The sequence below is a fragment of the Microbacterium sp. NPDC087591 genome, from assembly GCF_044743625.1.
GTDB lineage: Bacteria > Actinomycetota > Actinomycetes > Actinomycetales > Microbacteriaceae > Microbacterium.
In genome coordinates, this window is sequence record NZ_JBIUWU010000002.1 from 628,057 (window position 1) to 646,291 (window position 18,235).

General features: G+C 66.9%; 18 protein-coding genes and 2 tRNA genes. 3 read left to right on the forward strand and 17 right to left on the reverse strand.

Annotated elements, in window-relative coordinates; genetic code table 11:
- Window positions 1-82: 82 nt before the first annotated feature.
- The 5 genes from ACIOVG_RS13640 to ACIOVG_RS13660 form a co-directional block, all read right to left on the reverse strand.
- Window positions 83-724 (reverse strand): ATP-dependent Clp protease proteolytic subunit, encoded by a 642-nt coding sequence (locus tag ACIOVG_RS13640; RefSeq protein ID WP_400874300.1) that lies wholly within the window; start codon window positions 722-724, stop codon window positions 83-85.
- A gap of 20 nt (window positions 725-744) precedes the next feature.
- Complete coding sequence (locus ACIOVG_RS13645; RefSeq protein ID WP_247630440.1) at window positions 745-1,341, reverse strand: ATP-dependent Clp protease proteolytic subunit; 597 nt, start codon at window positions 1,339-1,341, stop codon at window positions 745-747.
- An 81-nt stretch (window positions 1,342-1,422) separates the two neighbouring features.
- Complete coding sequence (locus tag ACIOVG_RS13650; RefSeq protein ID WP_400874303.1) at window positions 1,423-1,905, reverse strand: tetratricopeptide repeat protein; 483 nt, start codon at window positions 1,903-1,905, stop codon at window positions 1,423-1,425.
- Window positions 1,906-1,978: 73 nt separating this feature from the next.
- On the reverse strand, window positions 1,979-3,469 hold the full coding sequence (tig, locus tag ACIOVG_RS13655) for a trigger factor (RefSeq protein WP_400874306.1): 1,491 nt from the start codon (window positions 3,467-3,469) through the stop codon (window positions 1,979-1,981).
- A 62-nt stretch (window positions 3,470-3,531) separates the two neighbouring features.
- Window positions 3,532-3,605: transfer RNA gene (locus ACIOVG_RS13660), tRNA-Pro, on the reverse strand.
- 109 nt (window positions 3,606-3,714) lie between these two features.
- Between ACIOVG_RS13660 and ACIOVG_RS13665 the strand changes: the two genes are divergently transcribed.
- A tRNA-Gly gene (locus ACIOVG_RS13665) sits at window positions 3,715-3,788 on the forward strand.
- A 230-nt stretch (window positions 3,789-4,018) separates the two neighbouring features.
- Complete coding sequence (locus tag ACIOVG_RS13670; RefSeq protein WP_400874309.1) at window positions 4,019-5,230, forward strand: hypothetical protein; 1,212 nt, start codon at window positions 4,019-4,021, stop codon at window positions 5,228-5,230.
- A gap of 60 nt (window positions 5,231-5,290) precedes the next feature.
- Here ACIOVG_RS13670 and ACIOVG_RS13675 read toward each other — a convergent pair whose 3' ends face one another.
- From ACIOVG_RS13675 to ACIOVG_RS13730, 12 genes are all read right to left on the reverse strand, one after another.
- Window positions 5,291-5,644 (reverse strand): RNA polymerase-binding protein RbpA, encoded by a 354-nt coding sequence (locus ACIOVG_RS13675; protein WP_017830291.1) that lies wholly within the window; start codon window positions 5,642-5,644, stop codon window positions 5,291-5,293.
- Window positions 5,644-5,892, reverse strand: coding sequence for a preprotein translocase subunit SecG (gene secG, locus ACIOVG_RS13680; protein WP_141871692.1), 249 nt, complete (start codon window positions 5,890-5,892; stop codon window positions 5,644-5,646). The genes ACIOVG_RS13675 and secG overlap by 1 nt, the downstream gene beginning before the upstream one ends.
- 81 nt (window positions 5,893-5,973) lie before the next feature.
- Window positions 5,974-6,765 carry a triose-phosphate isomerase gene (gene tpiA, locus ACIOVG_RS13685; RefSeq protein WP_400874312.1) on the reverse strand — a complete coding sequence of 264 codons (792 nt, stop codon included), beginning with the start codon at window positions 6,763-6,765 and terminating at the stop codon, window positions 5,974-5,976.
- The gene (locus tag ACIOVG_RS13690) at window positions 6,756-7,970 is read right to left on the reverse strand and encodes a phosphoglycerate kinase (protein ID WP_400874315.1); all 1,215 of its coding nucleotides are present in this window, start codon (window positions 7,968-7,970) and stop codon (window positions 6,756-6,758) included. The genes tpiA and ACIOVG_RS13690 overlap by 10 nt, the downstream gene beginning before the upstream one ends.
- Before the next feature lie 10 nt (window positions 7,971-7,980).
- Window positions 7,981-8,991, reverse strand: a complete 1,011-nt coding sequence (gap, locus tag ACIOVG_RS13695; RefSeq protein WP_400874318.1) for a type I glyceraldehyde-3-phosphate dehydrogenase — start codon at window positions 8,989-8,991, stop codon at window positions 7,981-7,983.
- A 115-nt stretch (window positions 8,992-9,106) separates the two neighbouring features.
- Window positions 9,107-9,733, reverse strand: a complete 627-nt coding sequence (locus ACIOVG_RS13700) for a superoxide dismutase (protein WP_141871688.1) — start codon at window positions 9,731-9,733, stop codon at window positions 9,107-9,109.
- A 164-nt stretch (window positions 9,734-9,897) separates the two neighbouring features.
- Window positions 9,898-10,674, reverse strand: coding sequence for a hypothetical protein (locus ACIOVG_RS13705; protein WP_400874321.1), 777 nt, complete (start codon window positions 10,672-10,674; stop codon window positions 9,898-9,900).
- A gap of 12 nt (window positions 10,675-10,686) precedes the next feature.
- On the reverse strand, window positions 10,687-11,664 hold the full coding sequence (gene whiA / locus ACIOVG_RS13710) for a DNA-binding protein WhiA (RefSeq protein WP_400874324.1): 978 nt from the start codon (window positions 11,662-11,664) through the stop codon (window positions 10,687-10,689).
- 68 nt (window positions 11,665-11,732) lie between these two features.
- On the reverse strand, window positions 11,733-12,605 hold the full coding sequence (rapZ, locus tag ACIOVG_RS13715) for an RNase adapter RapZ (RefSeq protein WP_141871685.1): 873 nt from the start codon (window positions 12,603-12,605) through the stop codon (window positions 11,733-11,735).
- 34 nt (window positions 12,606-12,639) lie between these two features.
- Entirely contained in the window at window positions 12,640-14,541 is a 1,902-nt protein-coding gene (gene uvrC, locus ACIOVG_RS13720; RefSeq protein WP_400874327.1) for an excinuclease ABC subunit UvrC, read from the reverse strand.
- Window positions 14,541-17,429 carry an excinuclease ABC subunit UvrA gene (uvrA, locus tag ACIOVG_RS13725; RefSeq protein WP_400874330.1) on the reverse strand — a complete coding sequence of 963 codons (2,889 nt, stop codon included), beginning with the start codon at window positions 17,427-17,429 and terminating at the stop codon, window positions 14,541-14,543. The genes uvrC and uvrA overlap by 1 nt, the downstream gene beginning before the upstream one ends.
- A 52-nt stretch (window positions 17,430-17,481) precedes the next feature.
- Window positions 17,482-17,925, reverse strand: coding sequence for a MarR family winged helix-turn-helix transcriptional regulator (locus tag ACIOVG_RS13730; RefSeq protein ID WP_400874333.1), 444 nt, complete (start codon window positions 17,923-17,925; stop codon window positions 17,482-17,484).
- A 45-nt stretch (window positions 17,926-17,970) separates the two neighbouring features.
- On the opposite strand from ACIOVG_RS13730, the gene ACIOVG_RS13735 reads away from it, so the two are divergent.
- Window positions 17,971-18,213: a hypothetical protein gene (locus tag ACIOVG_RS13735; RefSeq protein ID WP_400874336.1), complete on the forward strand. Its 243-nt coding sequence runs from the start codon at window positions 17,971-17,973 to the stop codon at window positions 18,211-18,213.
- Window positions 18,214-18,235 lie beyond the last annotated feature (22 nt).

Genomic DNA, 18,235 nt, shown 5'->3' on the forward strand with positions numbered 1-18,235 from the left:
GCCCGCGGCGCTCTGCGCATCTGCCGCCCGGACACGAGAAGGGGCGGCAGTCGCGATGACTGCCGCCCCTTCTCGGTGATCGTTACGCGCGCTTGCGCGAGGTGAGCACCTGATCGACGATGCCGTACTCGAGCGCCTGCGCGGCCGAGAGGATGTTGTCGCGGTCGATGTCGCGGTTGACCTGCTCGGCCGGCTTTCCGGTGTGCTTCGCCATCGTCTCCTCGAGCCAGGTACGCATGCGGAGGATCTCCGCCGCCTGGATCTCGATGTCGGACGCCTGCCCCTGGCCAGCCTCGCCCATCGCGGGCTGGTGGATCAGCACGCGGGCGTTCGGCAGCGCGAGACGCTTCCCGGGGGCACCGGCCGCGAGCAGCACCGACGCGGCAGACGCCGCCTGGCCGAGCACGACGGTCTGGATCTGCGGCGCGACGTACTGCATCGTGTCGTAGATCGCCGTCATCGCGGTGAACGAGCCACCGGGCGAGTTGATGTACATCGTGATGTCACGCTCGGCGTCCTGGCTCTCCAGCACGAGGAGCTGCGCCATCACGTCGTCCGCCGATGCATCGTCGACCTGGACGCCCAAGAAGATGACACGATCTTCGAACAGCTTGTTGTACGGGTCCTGGCGCTTGAAGCCGTAGGCCGTGCGCTCCTCGAACTGCGGGAGCACGTACCGGCTGGAAGGAAGGTTCCCTGCGGATTGGAAAGTGGGGGTGTACATGATGTCCTTTCGAATCCGGGTTACTCTGCGGCGTCCGCAGTGCCGCCGCCACCGGCGACGTCGCTGGCGTGCTCGCGGATATGGTCCACGAAGCCGTACTCGAGCGCCTCTTCCGCTGTGAACCAGCGGTCGCGGTCGCCGTCTTCGTTGATCTGCTCGACAGACTTTCCGGTCTGTCCTGCCGTGATCTCGGCCAGACGCTTCTTCATCGACAGGATGAGCTGCGCCTGGGTCTGGATGTCGCTCGACGTGCCGCCGAAGCCACCGTGGGGCTGGTGCAGCAGCACACGCGCGTTGGGCGTGATGTAGCGCTTGCCCTTGGTGCCGCTGGTCAGCAGCAGCTGCCCCATCGAGGCGGCCATGCCGATGCCGACCGTGACGATGTCGTTCGGAACGAACTGCATCGTGTCGTAGATCGCCATTCCGGCGGTGATGGATCCACCGGGCGAGTTGATGTAGAGGTAGATGTCCTTCTCAGAGTCCTCTGCGGCGAGAAGAAGGATCTTCGCGCAGATCTCGTTGGCATTCTGGTCTCGCACCTCTGAGCCCAGCCAGATGATGCGATCTTTCAGCAGTCTGTCGAAGACGCTCGTTGCGACGAGGGGTTCTGCAGCCATGTCAGCTCCTGATTCCGTGTTTCAGTGATTCGAATCTACCGGCGACAACGCGGGCCTCAGGCCGTGTTCGCCGTCGGCATATCAGCGTGGCGGACCGGTCAGCTCTCGGGCGTACGCGGAGACGGAGCGCGTATATCGCGGCAGGTGCGGCGCCAGCGCTTCGAGCGCCACGGCGGCGCCGGCACGCGCATCTCCCTGCGACACCAGCGCCAGCGCGTAGAACGCGGAGGCAGCATCCTGGAACGCGCCTCCGCGGTCCCGCTCGCGCCGCAGCATCTCGACGGCCTCATCGATGCGGCCGAGGTTCCGCAAGGTGCTCGCCAGCTGGATCACGGCCTGGGGACGATGCTCGTCGTCCAGTCCGGCGGCCAGCGCCTCACGGTAGAGCACCTCGGCCTCTGCTTCGAGTCCCGCAGAGTCGCGTGCGCCTGCCCGCTCGAACAGGGCACGCGCGTCGGCGTCCGGCCGCTCGCGCGCCAGGTCGTCGATGCGCTCGATGCGCTCCGCGTCCGTCAGGGCGACGTCACCCCATACGGCGTCGACGCGTGCATCCCAGGTATCCATCGTGATCCTCCGTCTGACGAGAGAAGGGGCGAATGCCGCAGCATCCGCCCCTTCCCGGTGATTCGATCCGCGATCACTCCGCCGTGTCGGCGGCCTTCTTCGCAGGAGCCTTCTTCGCAGCCGGCTTCTTGGCCGCAGGCTTCTTCTCGGCCGGCTCCTTCTCGGAGTCCGCAGCCTCGTCGGCCTTCTTGGCCGGAGCCTTCTTCGCAGCCGGCTTCTTGGCCGGAGCCTTCTTGGCCGGCTTCTCCTCTGCCTCGGCCTCTGCCTCAGCCTTAGCGGCCGCATCGTCGACGACGATGAAGTCGGACAGGTCGACGGTCTTGCCGTTGCTGTCGACGACGTTCACCTTGCCGAGGGCGATCGCCAGCGCCTTGTTGCGCGCGACCTCTCCGACGAGCGCGGGAAGCTGGTTGGAGGACTGCAGCGCCTCGACGAACTCCTGCGGAGCCATGCCGTACTGCGCGGCGGACTGGACCAGGTACTGGCTCAGCTCCTCCTGCGAGACCTGCACGTCGGCCTGCTCGGCGATCGTGTCGAGCAGCACCTGCGTGCGGAACTGCTTCTCGCTCGCCTCGGTGACCTCGGCACGGTGCACGTCGTCCTCGAGACGGCCTTCGCCCTCGAGGTGGTTGTGCACCTCGTCCTCGATGAGCTTCGGCGGAACCGGGATGTCGATCTGCTCGAGCAGCACCTCGACGAGCTTGTCGCGAGCGGCGGAGCCCTGCGTGAAGACGCCCTGCTGCGCCACGCGCTCGGCGAGGCTCTCGCGAAGCTCGGCGATCGTGTCGAACTCGCTCGCGATCTGCGCGAAGTCGTCGTCGGCAGCAGGAAGCTCGCGCTCCTTGACAGCCTTGACGCTCACGGAGACCTCAGCCTCGGAGCCGGCGTGGTCGCCACCGACGAGCGCGGAGCGGAAGGTGGTGTCCTCACCTGCGGTGAGCGACTCGATCGCGTCATCGATGCCCTCGAGCAGCTCGCCGGAGCCGATCTCGTAGGAGACGCCTTCGGCGCGGTCGATCTCGGCGCCGTCGATCGTGGCGACGAGGTCGAGCTCGACGAAGTCGCCCTTCGCGGCGGGACGGTCGACCGGGATGAGCGTGCCGAAGCGCGCGCGCATGTTGTCGAGCTCGGCGTCGAGCGCTGCCTCATCGGCCTCGACGGCATCGACGGTCACGGTGATGCCGTCGTACGCGGGCAGCTCGATCTCGGGGCGCACGTCCACCTCGATGTCGACCAGCAGGTCGCCCGAGAAGTCCTTCTCGTTGGGCCACTGCGTGATGTCGGCAGCCGGGCGTCCGACGACGCGGAGCTTGTGCTCGACCGTCGCCTCCCGGAAGAACTTGTCGAGGCCCTCGTTGACGGCGTGCTCGATGACCGCGCCGCGGCCGATGCGCTGATCGATGATCGGCGCGGGGACCTTGCCCTTGCGGAATCCGGGGATCTGGACGTCCTGAGCGATGTGCTCGTATGCGTGAGCAATGCTCGGCTTGAGGTCGTCCGGGGTGACCGTGATGCTGAGCTTGACCCGGGTCGGGGTCAGCTTCTCGACGGTGCTGTTCGCCATGCTGGTGTGTTCTCCTTGTGGTTTCCGCGCTGACACGCGGCTTGAAGGCTTGTCGAGCCGTGTCGGGGCGACAGGAGTTGAACCTGCGACCTCCCGCTCCCAAAGCGGGCGCTCTACCAAACTGAGCTACGCCCCGGGGAATCCGCACGCAGATTCAGCCCCACCGAGTCTAACGGACAGGAACACCCTCGACAGTCCGCTATGATCGAGATGTCGGTTCGTGATCGTCGAGATCGTCCGACAGCGGGGCTGTAGCTTAGTGGTAAAGCCTCTGTCTTCCAAACAGATGATGCGAGTTCGATTCTCGTCAGCCCCTCCAGAGAAAATCCCGGTCAGACCAGCAACGGTCAGGCCGGGATTTCTGCGTCAGCGCCCCGGAACCGCGTGTGCGGATGCCGGCGACCAGCATCCGCAGTATCGACAGAACAAGGGCGATCGCTGTCGCAGCGACATCGAGGCGGCAGCACCCACCTCGGGGGCGGGTCATCCGGGAATGGCTGACTAAACTCATCGCAATGTCCATGCCTTCGCTCAGGCGGAAGGGAAGCCGTGATCGACGCGAGTGCGACCGAGCCTCAGGATGCCGCGCTGCCCGGCGGACATGCATTGCCCCCGCAGTTCTCCGCGTCGCCACCCCCCACCCGCATCCGGAGACGCCGCCCGGGGCTCCTCTGGGGGCTCGCGGGCGGTATCGCCGTCATCGCGACGGTCACCACGCTCCAGCTCACAGCCAACGCGAGCTATGACGCGGCGAAGGTGCAGTACCGGGAGGCCGCGCAGACGGCAGCAGACGCACGACTCACGCTCGACGAGGCGACCGCCGATCTGCGCGACATCCAGGGCTCCGCGGCACTGATCCTGGAGAGCGACACGGGGGCGCTGGTCGACCCCGCCGCCAAGGACGGCGTGACCGCGTCGGTCGCCGACGCGGAGGATGCGGCTGCTTCTGCCGATTCTCTCCTCGCGGAGGTCGTCCCCGCCGTCGGAGAGAAGCCGACCTGGTTCTGGGACCTGTACGCCGGTGCCGGCGCGCTCGACGAGAACCGCCGGGGCGTCGCACGCCTCGACGACCGGATGCAGAGCGAGCGCGAGGCGATCGGCACGGCGGTCGATGCGCTGACGGAGTCGGGGGTCGCTCTGCTGACGACGACGGCATCCGCGGCTGCAGATCACGAAGCGGCCCATATCTCGGCGCGCAACGACGACGTCATCGCTCTGCGCGAAGCTGCGGCGACAGCATCCGCCGTCACGACGATCGACGCTGATGCGGTGACCGCCTTCACGTCTCTGCAGTCCGCGGCCGCTCAGCTCGTCGCCTCCGAAGACGCTGAGCTCGCGGAGAAGTCCGGACCTTTGCTGGCCACGCGTCTGGAGGTCGAGGCGTTCGCCCGCTCAATCGCTCCTGGCGTCCTGCTCGAATTCGATTGGGCGCCGATCGTCAACGGTGTCGGATACAACGGCAGCATGGGAGGGTACACGACCTGGTGGTGGGACGAACCTGGGCGCGCCACGATCCAGCTGTCGAACTCCGTCGCCGAGCAGTGGCCGGCGGAACGGAGCAAGGCGCTGGTCGTGCACGAAGTCGGTCATGCGATCAGCGTCAAGTGCGCCGACATGTACGACGCCTCCACGCAGGACAGCATCGAGAAGTGGGCGACGGCCTGGGCGATCAGCATGGGCTATACGGATGACGCGAACGGCGTCTGGGCGTACGGGTACCCGCCGCAGAGCTACATCGACGCGGCCGCCGGCTGCCGCTGACCGGAAACGACGAAGCCGCCGCGATCACTCGCGGCGGCTTCGACGTTCATCAGCGGGCGATCACTGTCCTCGACGCTCGCGGAGCTGCGTGAGGGCGTCATCGAGAAGCTGCACGGCCTCTTCGTCGGTGCGGCGCTCCTTCACATAGGCGAGGTGCGTCTTGTACGGCTCGGCCTTCGCGAGCGCAGGAGGGTTCTCCTTGTCGCGACCCGCGGGAAGCCCGGACTGCGGGTGATCGATCGTCTCGGGAATCTCCTCTTCGGGGAGACCAGCGGCGAAGTAGCGCACCGTCTCGTTGCCGAGACCGTCCCAGTAGGAGACCGCGATGCGGTCGGCATGGTAGCCGTGGTCCTGCTCCCCCATGGGGCCGGAACCGACACGCGTACCGCGAATGGCGTTACCACCGGTAGCCATCAGATCACCTCGAACTTCGTGATGAGGCCGAGCGCGACGATCGCCACGAACCAGGCCAGGGCCAGAACGACAGTGAAGCGGTTCAGGTTCCGCTCCGCGAGACCGGAGGATCCCACCGCAGAGGTCATGCCCCCACCGAACATGTCGGAGAGGCCACCACCGCGACCCTTGTGCAGAAGGATGAGGAGGGTCAGCAGGACGCTGGTGATACCCAGCACGACCTGCAGGACGAACTCGAGAATTGCCACGAGAAAGAGCCTTTCGCTGGGGCAGGAGCGCCCCCGTAACGGTCAAGTATACGGTGCAGCGGGGCCGAAGCCCCGCCGCACTCACACGCCGACGTGCTTCTCGAAGCGGATGATCGCGGCGAACTCGTCCACGACGAGGCTCGCTCCGCCGACCAGGGCGCCGTCCACATCGGGCTCACGCATGTAGCTCGCGATGTTGGCGGACTTCACAGAACCGCCGTAGAGGATGCGCGTCCGTGCGGCAGCGTCCTCGCCGAGGACCTTCGCGATCACTCCTCGGAGCGTGGCACACACGTCCTGCGCCTGCTGTGGCGTTGCCGCCTGTCCCGAGCCGATGGCCCAGACGGGCTCGTACGCGACGACGATGTCCGCCGTCGGCGCGACACCCTGCAGTGCGGCCTCCAGCTGGCCCACGGGAACGGCGCTGGCGCCGAACTTCTCGAGGTCCTCCGCCGTCTCGCCGACGCAGATCACGGGCACGAGTCCGTGCTTCAGCGATGCCTGCACCTTGGCAGCCACCACGTCATCGCCCTCGGCGTGGTACTCACGTCGCTCCGAGTGGCCGATGATGACGTACTTCGCGTCGAGCTTCGCCAAGAACGCGCCGGACACCTCGCCGGTGTACGCACCGGAGTCGTGAGCCGAGACGTCCTGCGCGCCGAGCGAGAACGGGATCTTGTCCGCGTCGATCAGCGTCTGCACGCTGCGGATGTCGGTGAACGGCGGGAAGACCGCCACCTCGACCGAACCGTCCTCGTGCTTGGCGTCCTTGAGCGTCCAGTGCAGCTTCTGCACGAACGCGACCGCCTGCAGGTGGTCAAGGTTCATCTTCCAGTTGCCCGCGATCAGCGGGGTACGGGGCGTTATGCCCATCCGAGCACCTCCAGGCCGGGTAGTTTCTTGCCCTCGAGGAACTCGAGGCTTGCGCCGCCGCCGGTCGAGATGTGACCGAACTGGTCGTCGGTGAAGCCGAGCTGACGCACGGCAGCAGCGGAATCGCCACCGCCGACCACGCTGAGGCCGTCGACCTCGGTGAGCGCCTGCGCGACGGTCTTGGTGCCGGCCGCGAAAGCCGGGAACTCGAACACGCCCATCGGACCGTTCCAGAACACCGTCTTGGATGCACGGATGACCTCGGCGAAGCGTGCCGCGGTCTCCGGCCCGATGTCGAGGCCGATACCAGAGGCACCGAACGGCGTGGACTCGATCGCGTCGGCCGAGGCGACCTCGTGTGCGGCGTCCGCGCCGAAGGAGGCGGCGACGACCACATCGGTCGGGAGCACGATCTCCACTCCGCGCTCGGCGGCTTCCGCGAGGTACCCGCGGACCGTTTCGAGCTGGTCCTCCTCGAGGAGACTCGACGCCACCGCGTGCCCCTGAGCCTTGAGGAAGGTGAACAGCATTCCGCCGCCGACGAGGATCGTGTCGACGCGCGGCAGCAGGTGCGAGATGACGCCGAGCTTGTCGCTGACCTTCGATCCGCCCAGCACGACCGCATACGGCCGCTCCGGGTTCTCGGTGAGGCGGTCGAGCACATCGAGCTCGGCGGCGATCAGAAGACCGGCCGCAGAAGGAAGGAGCTCGGCGAGCTCGTAGACGCTCGCCTGCTTGCGGTGGACGACACCGAAGCCGTCCGATACAAGCACGTCGCCGAGCGCAGCCAGCTCCGCGGCGAAAGCCCCGCGCGTGGCGTCGTCCTTCGCCGTCTCACCGGCGTTGAAGCGCAGGTTCTCGATCACGACGACTCCGCCGTCTTCGAGCGATGTCACCGCCTCCTGTGCCGACTCGCCGACGGTGTCGCGCGCGAACGCGACAGGCTTGCCGAGCAGCTCCGACAGTCGCTGCGCGACCGGCTCGAGGCTGTATTGGGGATCGGGAGCGCCGTCCGGGCGTCCGAGGTGGGAGCACACGACGACGCGGGCACCCGCGTTGATCAGTGCGTTGAGGGTCGGCAGCGAGGCGCGGACGCGGCCATCGTCCGTGATGATCCCATCCCGCAGGGGGACGTTGAGATCACAACGGACGATGACGCGCTTGCCTTCGAGCGACCCCAGCGTGTCCAGGGTGCGCAGAGTCATGTTTCTGAGCTTAGAGGCGCTCGGCCACGTACTCGGTCAGGTCGACGAGACGGTTGGAGTAGCCCCACTCGTTGTCGTACCAGCTGGAGACCTTGACGAGGTTGCCGCTGACGTTGGTCAGCGTCGCGTCGAAGATCGAGGAGTGCGGGTTGTGCACGATGTCGCTGGAGACGATCTGGTCCTCGTTGTACTGGAGGAAACCGGCGAGGCGACCCTCGGCAGCAGCCTTCTTGTACGCCTCGTTGACCTCGTCGACCGTGAGGTTCTCGCGGTCGGTGATCAGCGTCAGGTCGACGATCGATCCGGTGGGGACCGGAACGCGGTACGACGAGCCGCTCAGCTTGCCCTGGAGCTCCGGGAGCACCTCGCCGATGGCCTTGGCGGCACCGGTCGAGGCCGGGGTGATGTTGATCGCCGCGGCACGCGCACGACGGAGGTCGCTGTGCGGGCCGTCCTGCAGGTTCTGGTCGGCGGTGTAGGCGTGCGCGGTCATCATGAAACCGCGGTCGATGCCGAACGCGTCGTTGAAGACCTGCGCGAGCGGCGCGAGGCAGTTGGTGGTGCACGACGCGTTGGAGATGATGTGATCCGTCTCCGCGTTGTAGGTGTCCTCGTTCACGCCCATGACGAACGTGCCGTCGACGCCGGTGCCCGGTGCCGAGATGAGGACCTTCTTCGCGCCGGCATCGATGTGCTTGCGGGCGAGCTCGGCCTTGGTGAAGAAGCCGGTCGACTCGATGACGATGTCGACACCCAGCTCGCCCCACGGGAGGTTGGCGGGGTCGCGCTCGGCGAACGCCTTGATCTGCTTGCCGTTGACCGTGATGCTGTCGTCGTCGAAGCTGATCTCAGCGTCGAGGACGCCTCCGACCGAGTCGTACTTCAGCAAGTGGGCAAGGGTCTTGTTGTCGGTGAGGTCGTTGACCGCGACGATCTCAAGGTCTGCTCCCTGCGCGAGAGCCGCGCGGAAGTAGTTGCGTCCGATACGGCCGAAGCCGTTGATACCGATCTTGACAGACACTCAGGTCTCCCTGTTTCTCGTGCGCTTCACGCAGCATTCCTGCATGAGTGAAGCGCGGGGGGTTTTTGGCTGAGATGGCGTCCCGACGAGCCAGACTCGCCGGGACGCGACCCGGTTACGACAGTACCAGCAGGCCGTTCGTCTGCTTGCGGGCGACCTCGAAGCGCTGGGCGACGTTCTCCCAGTTGGCGATGTTCCACGCCGCCTTGACGTAGTCGGCCTTGACGTTCAGGTAGTCCAGGTAAAAGGCGTGCTCCCACATGTCCAGCTGGAACAGCGGGATGGTCCCCTGCGCCGTGTTCGACTGCTGGTCGAAGAGCTGCTGGATGATCAGGCGCGAGCCGATCGAGTCCCAGCTCAGAACCGCCCAGCCGGAGCCCTGGATGCCGGTGGCCGCGGCGGTGAAGTGCGCCTGGAACTTCTCGAAGGAGCCGAAGTACTCGTCGATGGCGGCCTGGAGCTCACCCTCGGGCTGGCCCCCACCGTTCGGCGACAGGTTGGTCCAGAAGATCGAGTGGTTGACGTGTCCGCCGAGGTTGAACGCGAGGTCCTTCTCGAGCTTGTTCACGTTGGCGAGATTGCCGCTGTCACGAGCCTCGGCGAGCTGGTCGAGTGCCGTGTTGGCACCGGCGACGTACGCCGCGTGGTGCTTGTCATGGTGGAGTTCCATGATCTTGCCGCTGATGTGCGGCTCGAGAGCTGCGAAGTCGTAGGGAAGGTCAGGGAGCGTGTAGGTCGCCATGTCGCTTTCATCCAATCCGCGCCGCGCCGCGGCGCTTGCCGATCCTCCGCGCCACCGATGTGCGGCGTAGAGCGGACGTAACTCATCCTACTGACGACAACGCGCGTGTGTCCTGGAACCTTCCGTCGTATGACGCTTTGCTCCGACGGATCGGGGACGACCGCTCAGGCCCAGAGATCGGTCTGGATGATGCCAAGCGCGAACGGACTGAGCGTCAGCGTGCGGCGCTCGACGGCGAAGGTCGACGCCAGCCGCAGGTCAGCGGGGGTGCGCGCTCCGGCCTCCGAGATCTGCGTCAGGAGATACGCGGCCGCCTCGGTCGCGCCCTCCGCCGTCGGCGCGAAGGAGAGCCGTTTCGCGAGAGCTTTCTCCCCCACCGGCATCACGCGGATCTCTCCGGCGCCTGCCTTGCGCAGCAGCGTCAGCGAGGTGCTCCTCCGTGCCGTCCAGCGCTCGGCCTCGGCGAGAGAATCGTGCGCGGGGTCGGCGTGCCACACGTGCAGCTGGATCTCACTCCTGCCCGTCGCCGCGCCGAGGGTCACCGTCGCGCTGCACAGCGAGACGAGTGTGTCCGTCAGCACGGGAGCGAGCGCGGCGAAGTCCTCGACGGCGCGTTCTCCCGGCAGCGACGTCCCGTTCGGGAGCAGAGCGAGGTCGTCGGCGCGCCACCGGTAAGGGAGGGCCGAATCAGGCAGGGATTCGAAGTTCCGATACTCCTCGTCCGCCGCCGCATCGGCCGCTTGGACGACGACGTGCGCGACGTCATCGCCCTGCGGTGCGAGGGTGATCTGCCGTGCGCCGTCGTACCAACGGACGACGGGACCTTCCGTGATCGTCGGAACGTCCCCCAGAACACCCGTCGCCTCGCGGAGGAGATCGGCGAACGGCTTCTCCACCGTCGTCGATCCGAGGTCGGCACCGCTCCAGTCGAAATGGCCCATGAGACGAGCTCGTCAGACGTCGAGGCCAGCGGGCACGGCGGCCTCGGTCCCGGGGATGCCCTCCTGCTGAGCACGCTTGTCCGCCATGGCGAGCAGACGACGGATGCGGCCGGCGACGGCATCCTTTGTCAGCGGCGGATCGGCGTGGTGACCGAGTTCGTCGAGGCTGGCGTCGCGATGCGCCAGGCGCAGCTCCCCCGCCACCTTGAGGTGATCGGGAACCTCGTCGGCGAGGATCTCGAGCGCGCGCTCCACGCGGGCGCACGCGGCGACAGCGGCCTGCGCCGAGCGTCGCAGGTTCGCGTCGTCGAAGTTCACGAGGCGGTTGACGCCGGCACGCACTTCGCGACGCTGACGCAGCTCTTCCCACGCGATCGCGGTCTTCTGGGCACCCATCTCGCTGAGCACGGTGCGGATGGCCTCGCCTTCGCGGACGACCACGCGCGGCATCCCGCGCACTTCGCGCGCCTTCGCGGCGACGCCGAGACGGTGTGCGGCGCCGACCAGGGCCATCGCCGCCTCGGACGACGGGCAGGCGACCTCGAGCATCGCCGAGCGACCGGGCTCGCTGAGCGTTCCGGCAGCGAGGAACGCCCCCCGCCAGAGTCCGGCGATCTCGGCACGTGAGCCTGTGGTCAGGCGGTTCGGCAGCCCACGGACCGGGCGACGGCGCTGGTCCAGCAGACCGGTCTGACGGGCGAGGGTCTCGCCTGCAGCGATCACGCGCACAGCCCAACGCGCACCCTCGTTCGCGGTGCTCGACTGCACCTGCGCGATCTCAGGGCGGACGCCGTAGATCTCCGCGAGATCGCGGGCGACGCGGCGTGCCAGCGTCTCCGCGTCCACCTCCGCTTCGACGGCCACCCGGCCGGCGATGGAGTGCAGTCCACCGGCGAACCGGAGGATAGCGGTCACCTCCGCGACGCGCACCGTCGGGGGTGCGTTACGGATGCTGACCAGCTCAGCCTTGACGTCGGTGGTTAGTGCCACGAGGCTCCTCTACGTTCACGCGCCGGATCGCGACGCAAACGTCCAGCTTACCCGGCTGGGCGCGCTTCTCACTCCCGGCCGAGGTCCCTGTGACGCACATTGACGGCGACACCGGGGATCGCGGCGATCCTCCGGGCGAGCTCTTCAGACATCGCCACGGAGCGATGCTTTCCACCCGTGCAGCCGATCGCGACCGTCGAGTGGCTCTTGTTCTCGCGCTGATACCCCTCCAGTACCGGCACGAGTGCGGCGGCGTAGGCGTCCAGGAACTCCTTCGCCCCTTCACGGGTGAGTACATAGTCCCGCACGGGCTCGTCCTGTCCGGTGAGTCCGCGGAGCTCCTCGTTCCAGAACGGGTTGGGCAGGAATCGCATGTCGGCCACGAGGTCCACGTCGGTGGGCAGTCCGTACTTGAACCCGAAGCTGAGCAGCGTCACACGGTGTCTGGCCTCCCCCTCCTCGGAGAAGAGATCGGAGACCTGCGTGGCCAACTGGTGGATGTTCAGCGAGGACGTGTCGATCACGAGATCCGCTGCCTCACGGATCGGCGCGAGGCGGTTGCGCTCGATCCGGATGCCGTCGAGCAGCGTGCCGTCGCCCTGAAGCGGCTGCGGTCGGCGCACCGCTTCGAAGCGGCGCACGAGCACGTCATCGGCGGCGTCGAGGAACAGCACTCGCACCGAGCCGCGGGAGCGGAGCGCCCTGGCCACGCCGGGGAAGTCGTCGAAGAGGTTGCCGCCGCGCACATCGACCACCGCAGCGACCTTGGGCAACGCCTTGCCGCCCATGTCCGTGAGGTCGAGCAGGGGACGGAGGATCTGCGGAGGGAGGTTGTCGACCACGTACCAGCCGAGGTCTTCCAGCGCGTTGGCCACAGTCGTCCGGCCGGCGCCGGACATACCCGTGACAATGAGGAACTCGCCCTTGTCCCCGTCAGCCATGGTTCACTACTCCTTCTCCCCCTCGCCTCCCAGACTAGCGAGTGGAGAGATGGGTGTGGATACTCTGCGCGAGCACGGGGCCGATCCCCTGGACCTCCTCGATCGCCCCCGGCGGCGCGGCCCGCAGCGCGGTGACGGAGCCGAAGTGCTTGAGCAGCAGCTTGATGCGTGCAGCTCCCAGCCCCGGCACTTCGGCGAGCACGGAGGTGATGTCGTTCTTGCGCTTCTTGCGCTGGTGCACGATCGCGAAACGGTGGGCCTCGTCACGCAGACGCTGCAGCAGATAGAGCGCCTCACTCGTGCGCGGCAGGATCACCGGGAAGTCCTCGCCCGGGAGCCACACCTCCTCGAGCCGCTTGGCGATGCCGCACACCGCGATCTCCGTGTGGTTGGCGTCGCGCAGCGCGCGGGCTGCTGCCTCGACCTGGGGCTTGCCGCCGTCGACGAGCAGCAGCTGCGGCGGATACGCGAACCGGGGCTTGCGCTTGCCGAGAGCTTCGCCGTCCTCCCCGACGACCTCGTCGGAGGTCGGATCGATGGTGACGATCGGCTCCGGCCGGTCCAGGTATGCCAGTCGACGACGCAGCACCTGATACATGGAGTCCGTGTCGTCGGTCGTCTCGGCGATGCCGAACGAGCGGTACTGGTCCTTGCGCGGCAGGCCGTCCTCGAACACCACCATCGAGGCCACGACGTTCGTGCCGCTGAGATGGGAGATGTCGAAGCACTCGATGCGCAGCGGAGCCTCTGTCATGCCCAGGGCATCCTGCAGGTCGGTGAGGGCCTGCGTGCGCGCGATGTAGTCGCTGGTGCGACGGGTCTTGTGCCGGATCAGCGCCTGTTGCGCGTTGAGCGTGGCTGTGCGCATCAGGTCGGCGCGCTGACCACGTTGCGCGACCGCGAGCTCCACCTTGCGCCCGCGTCTGGTGCGGAGCCATTCCTCGAGTTCGACGGCGTCATCCGGGAGGGTGGGCACCAGGATCCGGCGCGGCACGTCCTGCGCCTCGCCGTAGGCGCGCTGCAGCACCTGATCGACCAGCTCACCGCGGGAGATGTCGATCTCCTTCTCGATCGTCATCGCCCGCACACCGCGCACGCGCCCCTTGCGGATCACGAAGTGCTGCACGGCGGCGGAGAGCTCGTCCTCCGCGATGCCGAACAGGTCGGCGTCCTCGTCAGAGGGCAGCACCAGAGCGCTCTTGCCGAGCACGGCTTCGATCGCTGCGAGCTTGTCGCGGTACTTCGCGGCGGCCTCGTAGTCCATCGCCGCCGAGGCGGACAGCATCCGCTTGGTCAACTCGCGCGTGAATCGCTCGTCGCCGCCGGCCATGAACGCCACGAAGTCGTCGACCATGGCGCGGTGCTCTTCGATCGTCACCGTCATCGAGCAGGGACCGCCGCACTTCCCGATCTGTCCGGGGAAGCAGGGGCGACCGGTCTGCATCGCGCGCTTGTAGCTCGCGTCGCTGCAGGTGCGGATGGGGAACGCTTTGACCATCAGGTCGATCGTCTCGTGCACGGCCCAGACCTTGGGGTACGGCCCGAAATAGCGCGCGCCGGGGATCTTGCGATTCCTCGTGACGATCACTCGCGGCGCTTCATCCGCCAGCGTGACCGCCATGAACGGGTAGGACTTGTCGTCCTTGTAGCGCACGTTGAACGGCGGATCGAACTCCTTGATCCACATGTACTCCAGCTGGAGGGAGTCGACGTCGGTCGGCACGACGGTCCACTCAACCGACGACGCCGTCGTGACCATCCTCCGCGTGCGCTCGTGCAACGTGCGCAAGGGCGCGAAGTAGTTGGACAGTCGCTGACGGAGATTCTTGGCCTTGCCCACATACAGCACACGGCCCTCGGCGTCGCGGAACCGATAGACGCCCGGGTCGGTCGGGATCTCCCCCGCCCGCGGCTTGTACGGCAGCACATCGGCCATCAGCTGGCCTTCCGCGCGGCGCGCCCTTCCCCGAGGATCTCTGCGAGGAACTGCCCGGTGTGGCTGCCCTCGGCGCGGGCGATCTGCTCAGGGGTTCCGGTCGCGATGATCTGGCCACCACCGGATCCGCCCTCGGGTCCCAGGTCGATGACCCAGTCCGCGGACTTGATCACATCGAGGTTGTGCTCGATGACGATCACGGTGTTGCCCTTGTCGACCAGTCCGTTGAGCACTTCGAGAAGCTTGCGCACGTCTTCGAAGTGCAGACCCGTCGTCGGCTCGTCGAGGACGTAGATGCTGCGCCCGTTGCTGCGGCGCTGGAGCTCGGTGGCGAGCTTGACGCGCTGCGCCTCGCCGCCGGACAGCGTCGTCGCGGACTGTCCGAGGCGGACGTAACCGAGACCCACGTCGACGAGCGTCTTCATGTAGCGGTGGATCGCCTGGATCGGCTCGAAGAATTCCGCTGCTTCCTCGATCGGCATCTCGAGCACCTCGGCGATGTTCTTGCCCTTGTAGTGCACGGCGAGCGTGTCACGGTTGTAGCGCTTTCCGTGGCAGACCTCGCAGTCGACGTACACGTCGGGAAGGAAGTTCATCTCGATCTTGATCGTGCCGTCGCCGGAGCAGGCTTCGCAACGTCCTCCCTTGACGTTGAAGCTGAACCTGCCGGGCTGGTAGCCGCGCACCTTCGCCTCGGGCGTCTCACTGAACAGCGAGCGGATCCGATCGAAAACACCGGTGTACGTCGCCGGGTTCGAGCGCGGGGTGCGGCCGATCGGCGCCTGGTCGACGTGCACGACCTTGTCGAGGTTGTCGAGCCCGGTGACCCTGGTGTGCTTGCCCGGCACCGTCCGTGCACCGTTGAGTCGGGAGGCGAGCACCTGGTACAGGATGTCGTTCACGAGCGACGACTTGCCGGAGCCGCTGACCCCGGTGACCGCGGTCAGCACGCCCAACGGGAAGTCCGCCGTGACGTTCTGCAGGTTGTTGGCCCGGGCGCCGACCACGCTGAGCAGACGCTTCTTGTCGATCTTGCGGCGCTTCGCGGGCATCGGGATCTCGCGACGACCGGAGAGATACTCGCCCGTCATCGACGCGCTGTCGTCGAGCAGGGCCGCGTATGGACCGGAGTGGACGACCTCTCCCCCGTTCACACCCGCCCCGGGGCCGATGTCGACCACCCAGTCGGCTGCTTCGATCGTCTCCTCATCGTGCTCCACCACGATCAGCGTGTTACCGAGGTCGCGCAGTGTCAGCAGCGTCTCGATCAGGCGGCGGTTGTCGCGCTGGTGCAGGCCGATCGACGGCTCGTCCAACACATACAGCACGCCCGTGAGGCCAGAGCCGATCTGGGTCGCCAGGCGGATGCGCTGGGCCTCTCCACCCGACAGTGAACCGGCGGAGCGGCTGAGGTTCAGGTAGGACAGACCGACCTGCAGGAGGAAGTCGAGGCGCAGGCGGATCTCGCGCAGCACCTGGGCGGCGATCTGGGCCTCGCGATCCGTGAGGACCAGGGTCTCCATGAAGGCGCGAGCGTCGGCGAGGCTGAGGTGCGAGACCTCGGCAATGGAGTGACCGTGCACCTGCACTGCCAGCACCTCGGGCTTCAGACGATTGCCGTCGCACACGGGGCAGGGAACCTCGCGGAGGTACTCTCCCCAGCGGTTGCGCTGGTTGTCGGACTCGGCCTGGAGGTACTGCCGCTCGATGTAGGGCACCACGCCCTCGAAACCGGAGGCGTAGCGCATCTCACGGCCGTAGCGGTTCTTCCACTTGACCGTGACCTTGTAGTTCTCGCCGCGGAGCACCGCATCCTGCACATCCGAGTGGAGCTCGCGCCAGGGGGTGTCCAGCGAGAAGTCCAGATCGCGCGACAGCCCTTCGAGAAGTCGTTCGTAGTACTGGAACAGCCCCTTGCCCTGGGTCGTCCACGGAATGATGACGCCCTCTCGGATCGAGAGGTCTTCATCGCCGAGCATCAGATCGACGTCGACCGACATGCGGGTTCCGAGGCCGGAGCACGCAGGGCAGGCACCGAACGGAGCGTTGAACGAGAACGTGCGCGGCTCGATCTCGGTGAGGGTCAGCGCATGCCCGTTCGGGCATGCGAGCTTCTCGGAGAACGACTGCCACGCGGCGTCGCCTTCCTCGTCGACGAAGTTGACCTGAACGACGCCGCCGGCGAGACCGATCGCGGTCTCGACCGAGTCCGTCACACGGCCGAGGATGTCGTCGGCTGCCACGAGCCGGTCGACGACGACCGCGATGTCGTGCTTGTAGCTCTTCTTCAGCGTGGGCGGCTCGGCGAGCTGCACCAGTTCTCCATCGACGATCGCGCGCGAGTATCCCTTCGCGCCGAGCTCGCGGAACAGGTCGACGAACTCACCCTTCTTCTGCGAGACGATGGGGGCGACGATCTGATAACGGGTGCGCTCCGGCAGCTCCATGAGCTGATCGGCGATCTGCTGCACGGTCTGACGCTGGATGCGCTCTCCGCACTCCGGGCAGTGCGGGATGCCGATGCGCGCCCAGAGCAAGCGCATGTAGTCATAGATCTCGGTGATCGTGCCGACGGTCGAGCGCGGGTTGCGGTTCGTCGACTTCTGGTCGATCGAGACCGCCGGGCTCAATCCTTCGATGAAGTCGACATCAGGACGGTCGACCTGCCCGAGGAACTGACGCGCGTACGCGCTCAGCGATTCGACGTAGCGACGCTGGCCTTCTGCGAAGATCGTGTCGAACGCGAGGCTGGACTTTCCCGAGCCGGACAGCCCGGTGAACACGACGAGGGAGTCGCGGGGAATGTCGATGTCGACGTTCTTGAGGTTGTGGACGCGGGCACCGCGGACACTCAGTTTTCCTGGGGAAACTACAGGGACGATAGGCACCGGACAAGTCTACGAGGGGCCACGGACATTGGCTCCGCGTACGCTGCGAGCGTCATCCGGAATCGTCGCGACGCCCGACGAACGGGCCCAATCCGTCGCGTAGTGCCGAGATCTCGCCCACGTTCATCCCCACCGCCGACATCACCTGGTGGGGCACGTCGAGGGCGCGTTCTCGCAGCGCGCGGCCTTCGTCGGTCAGGGTGATGTCGAGCCGCCGCTCATCTTCGGTGCTTCGCTGGCGGACGATCAGCCCCTCGGCCTCCAGACGCTTCACGAGTGGAGACGCGGTGGCCGGCTCCATGGCGAGCTCTGCGGCGAGGTCGTTCAACGTGCGGGGATCCCGCTCCCAGAGCGCGAGCATCACGAGGTACTGCGGATGCGTGAGTCCGAGCGGCTCGAGGATCGGGCGATAGATCGCCACCACGTTGCGCGCGGCCGTCACCAGCGCGAAGCAGAGCTGGTTCTCCAGCCGGAGCAGGTCATCGGTCGCGGTCACGAGGGCAACTATACATCCGCACTAATCATTAGTACACTAAGCAACATGGCACACGACCAGGACCGCCCCCCACTCCGCACACGCATCCGTGAGGCGGGAGGGCTCTACGCCTGGGTGAATACCAACCTCATCCGATTCGCCGGTCCGGCATCGGTGGGCCCCTATGAGAAGACGCCGCCCCCCAGCGCCGCGGAGCGCGCCGAGCGCTCCTGCCCGCTGTGCGGAGCACCGATGAGCGAGCACGAGATCGACAGGTCCGGCGTCAAGACGTTGGTGCATTGCCCCTGACGCCGCAGGGCCTGGAACACCA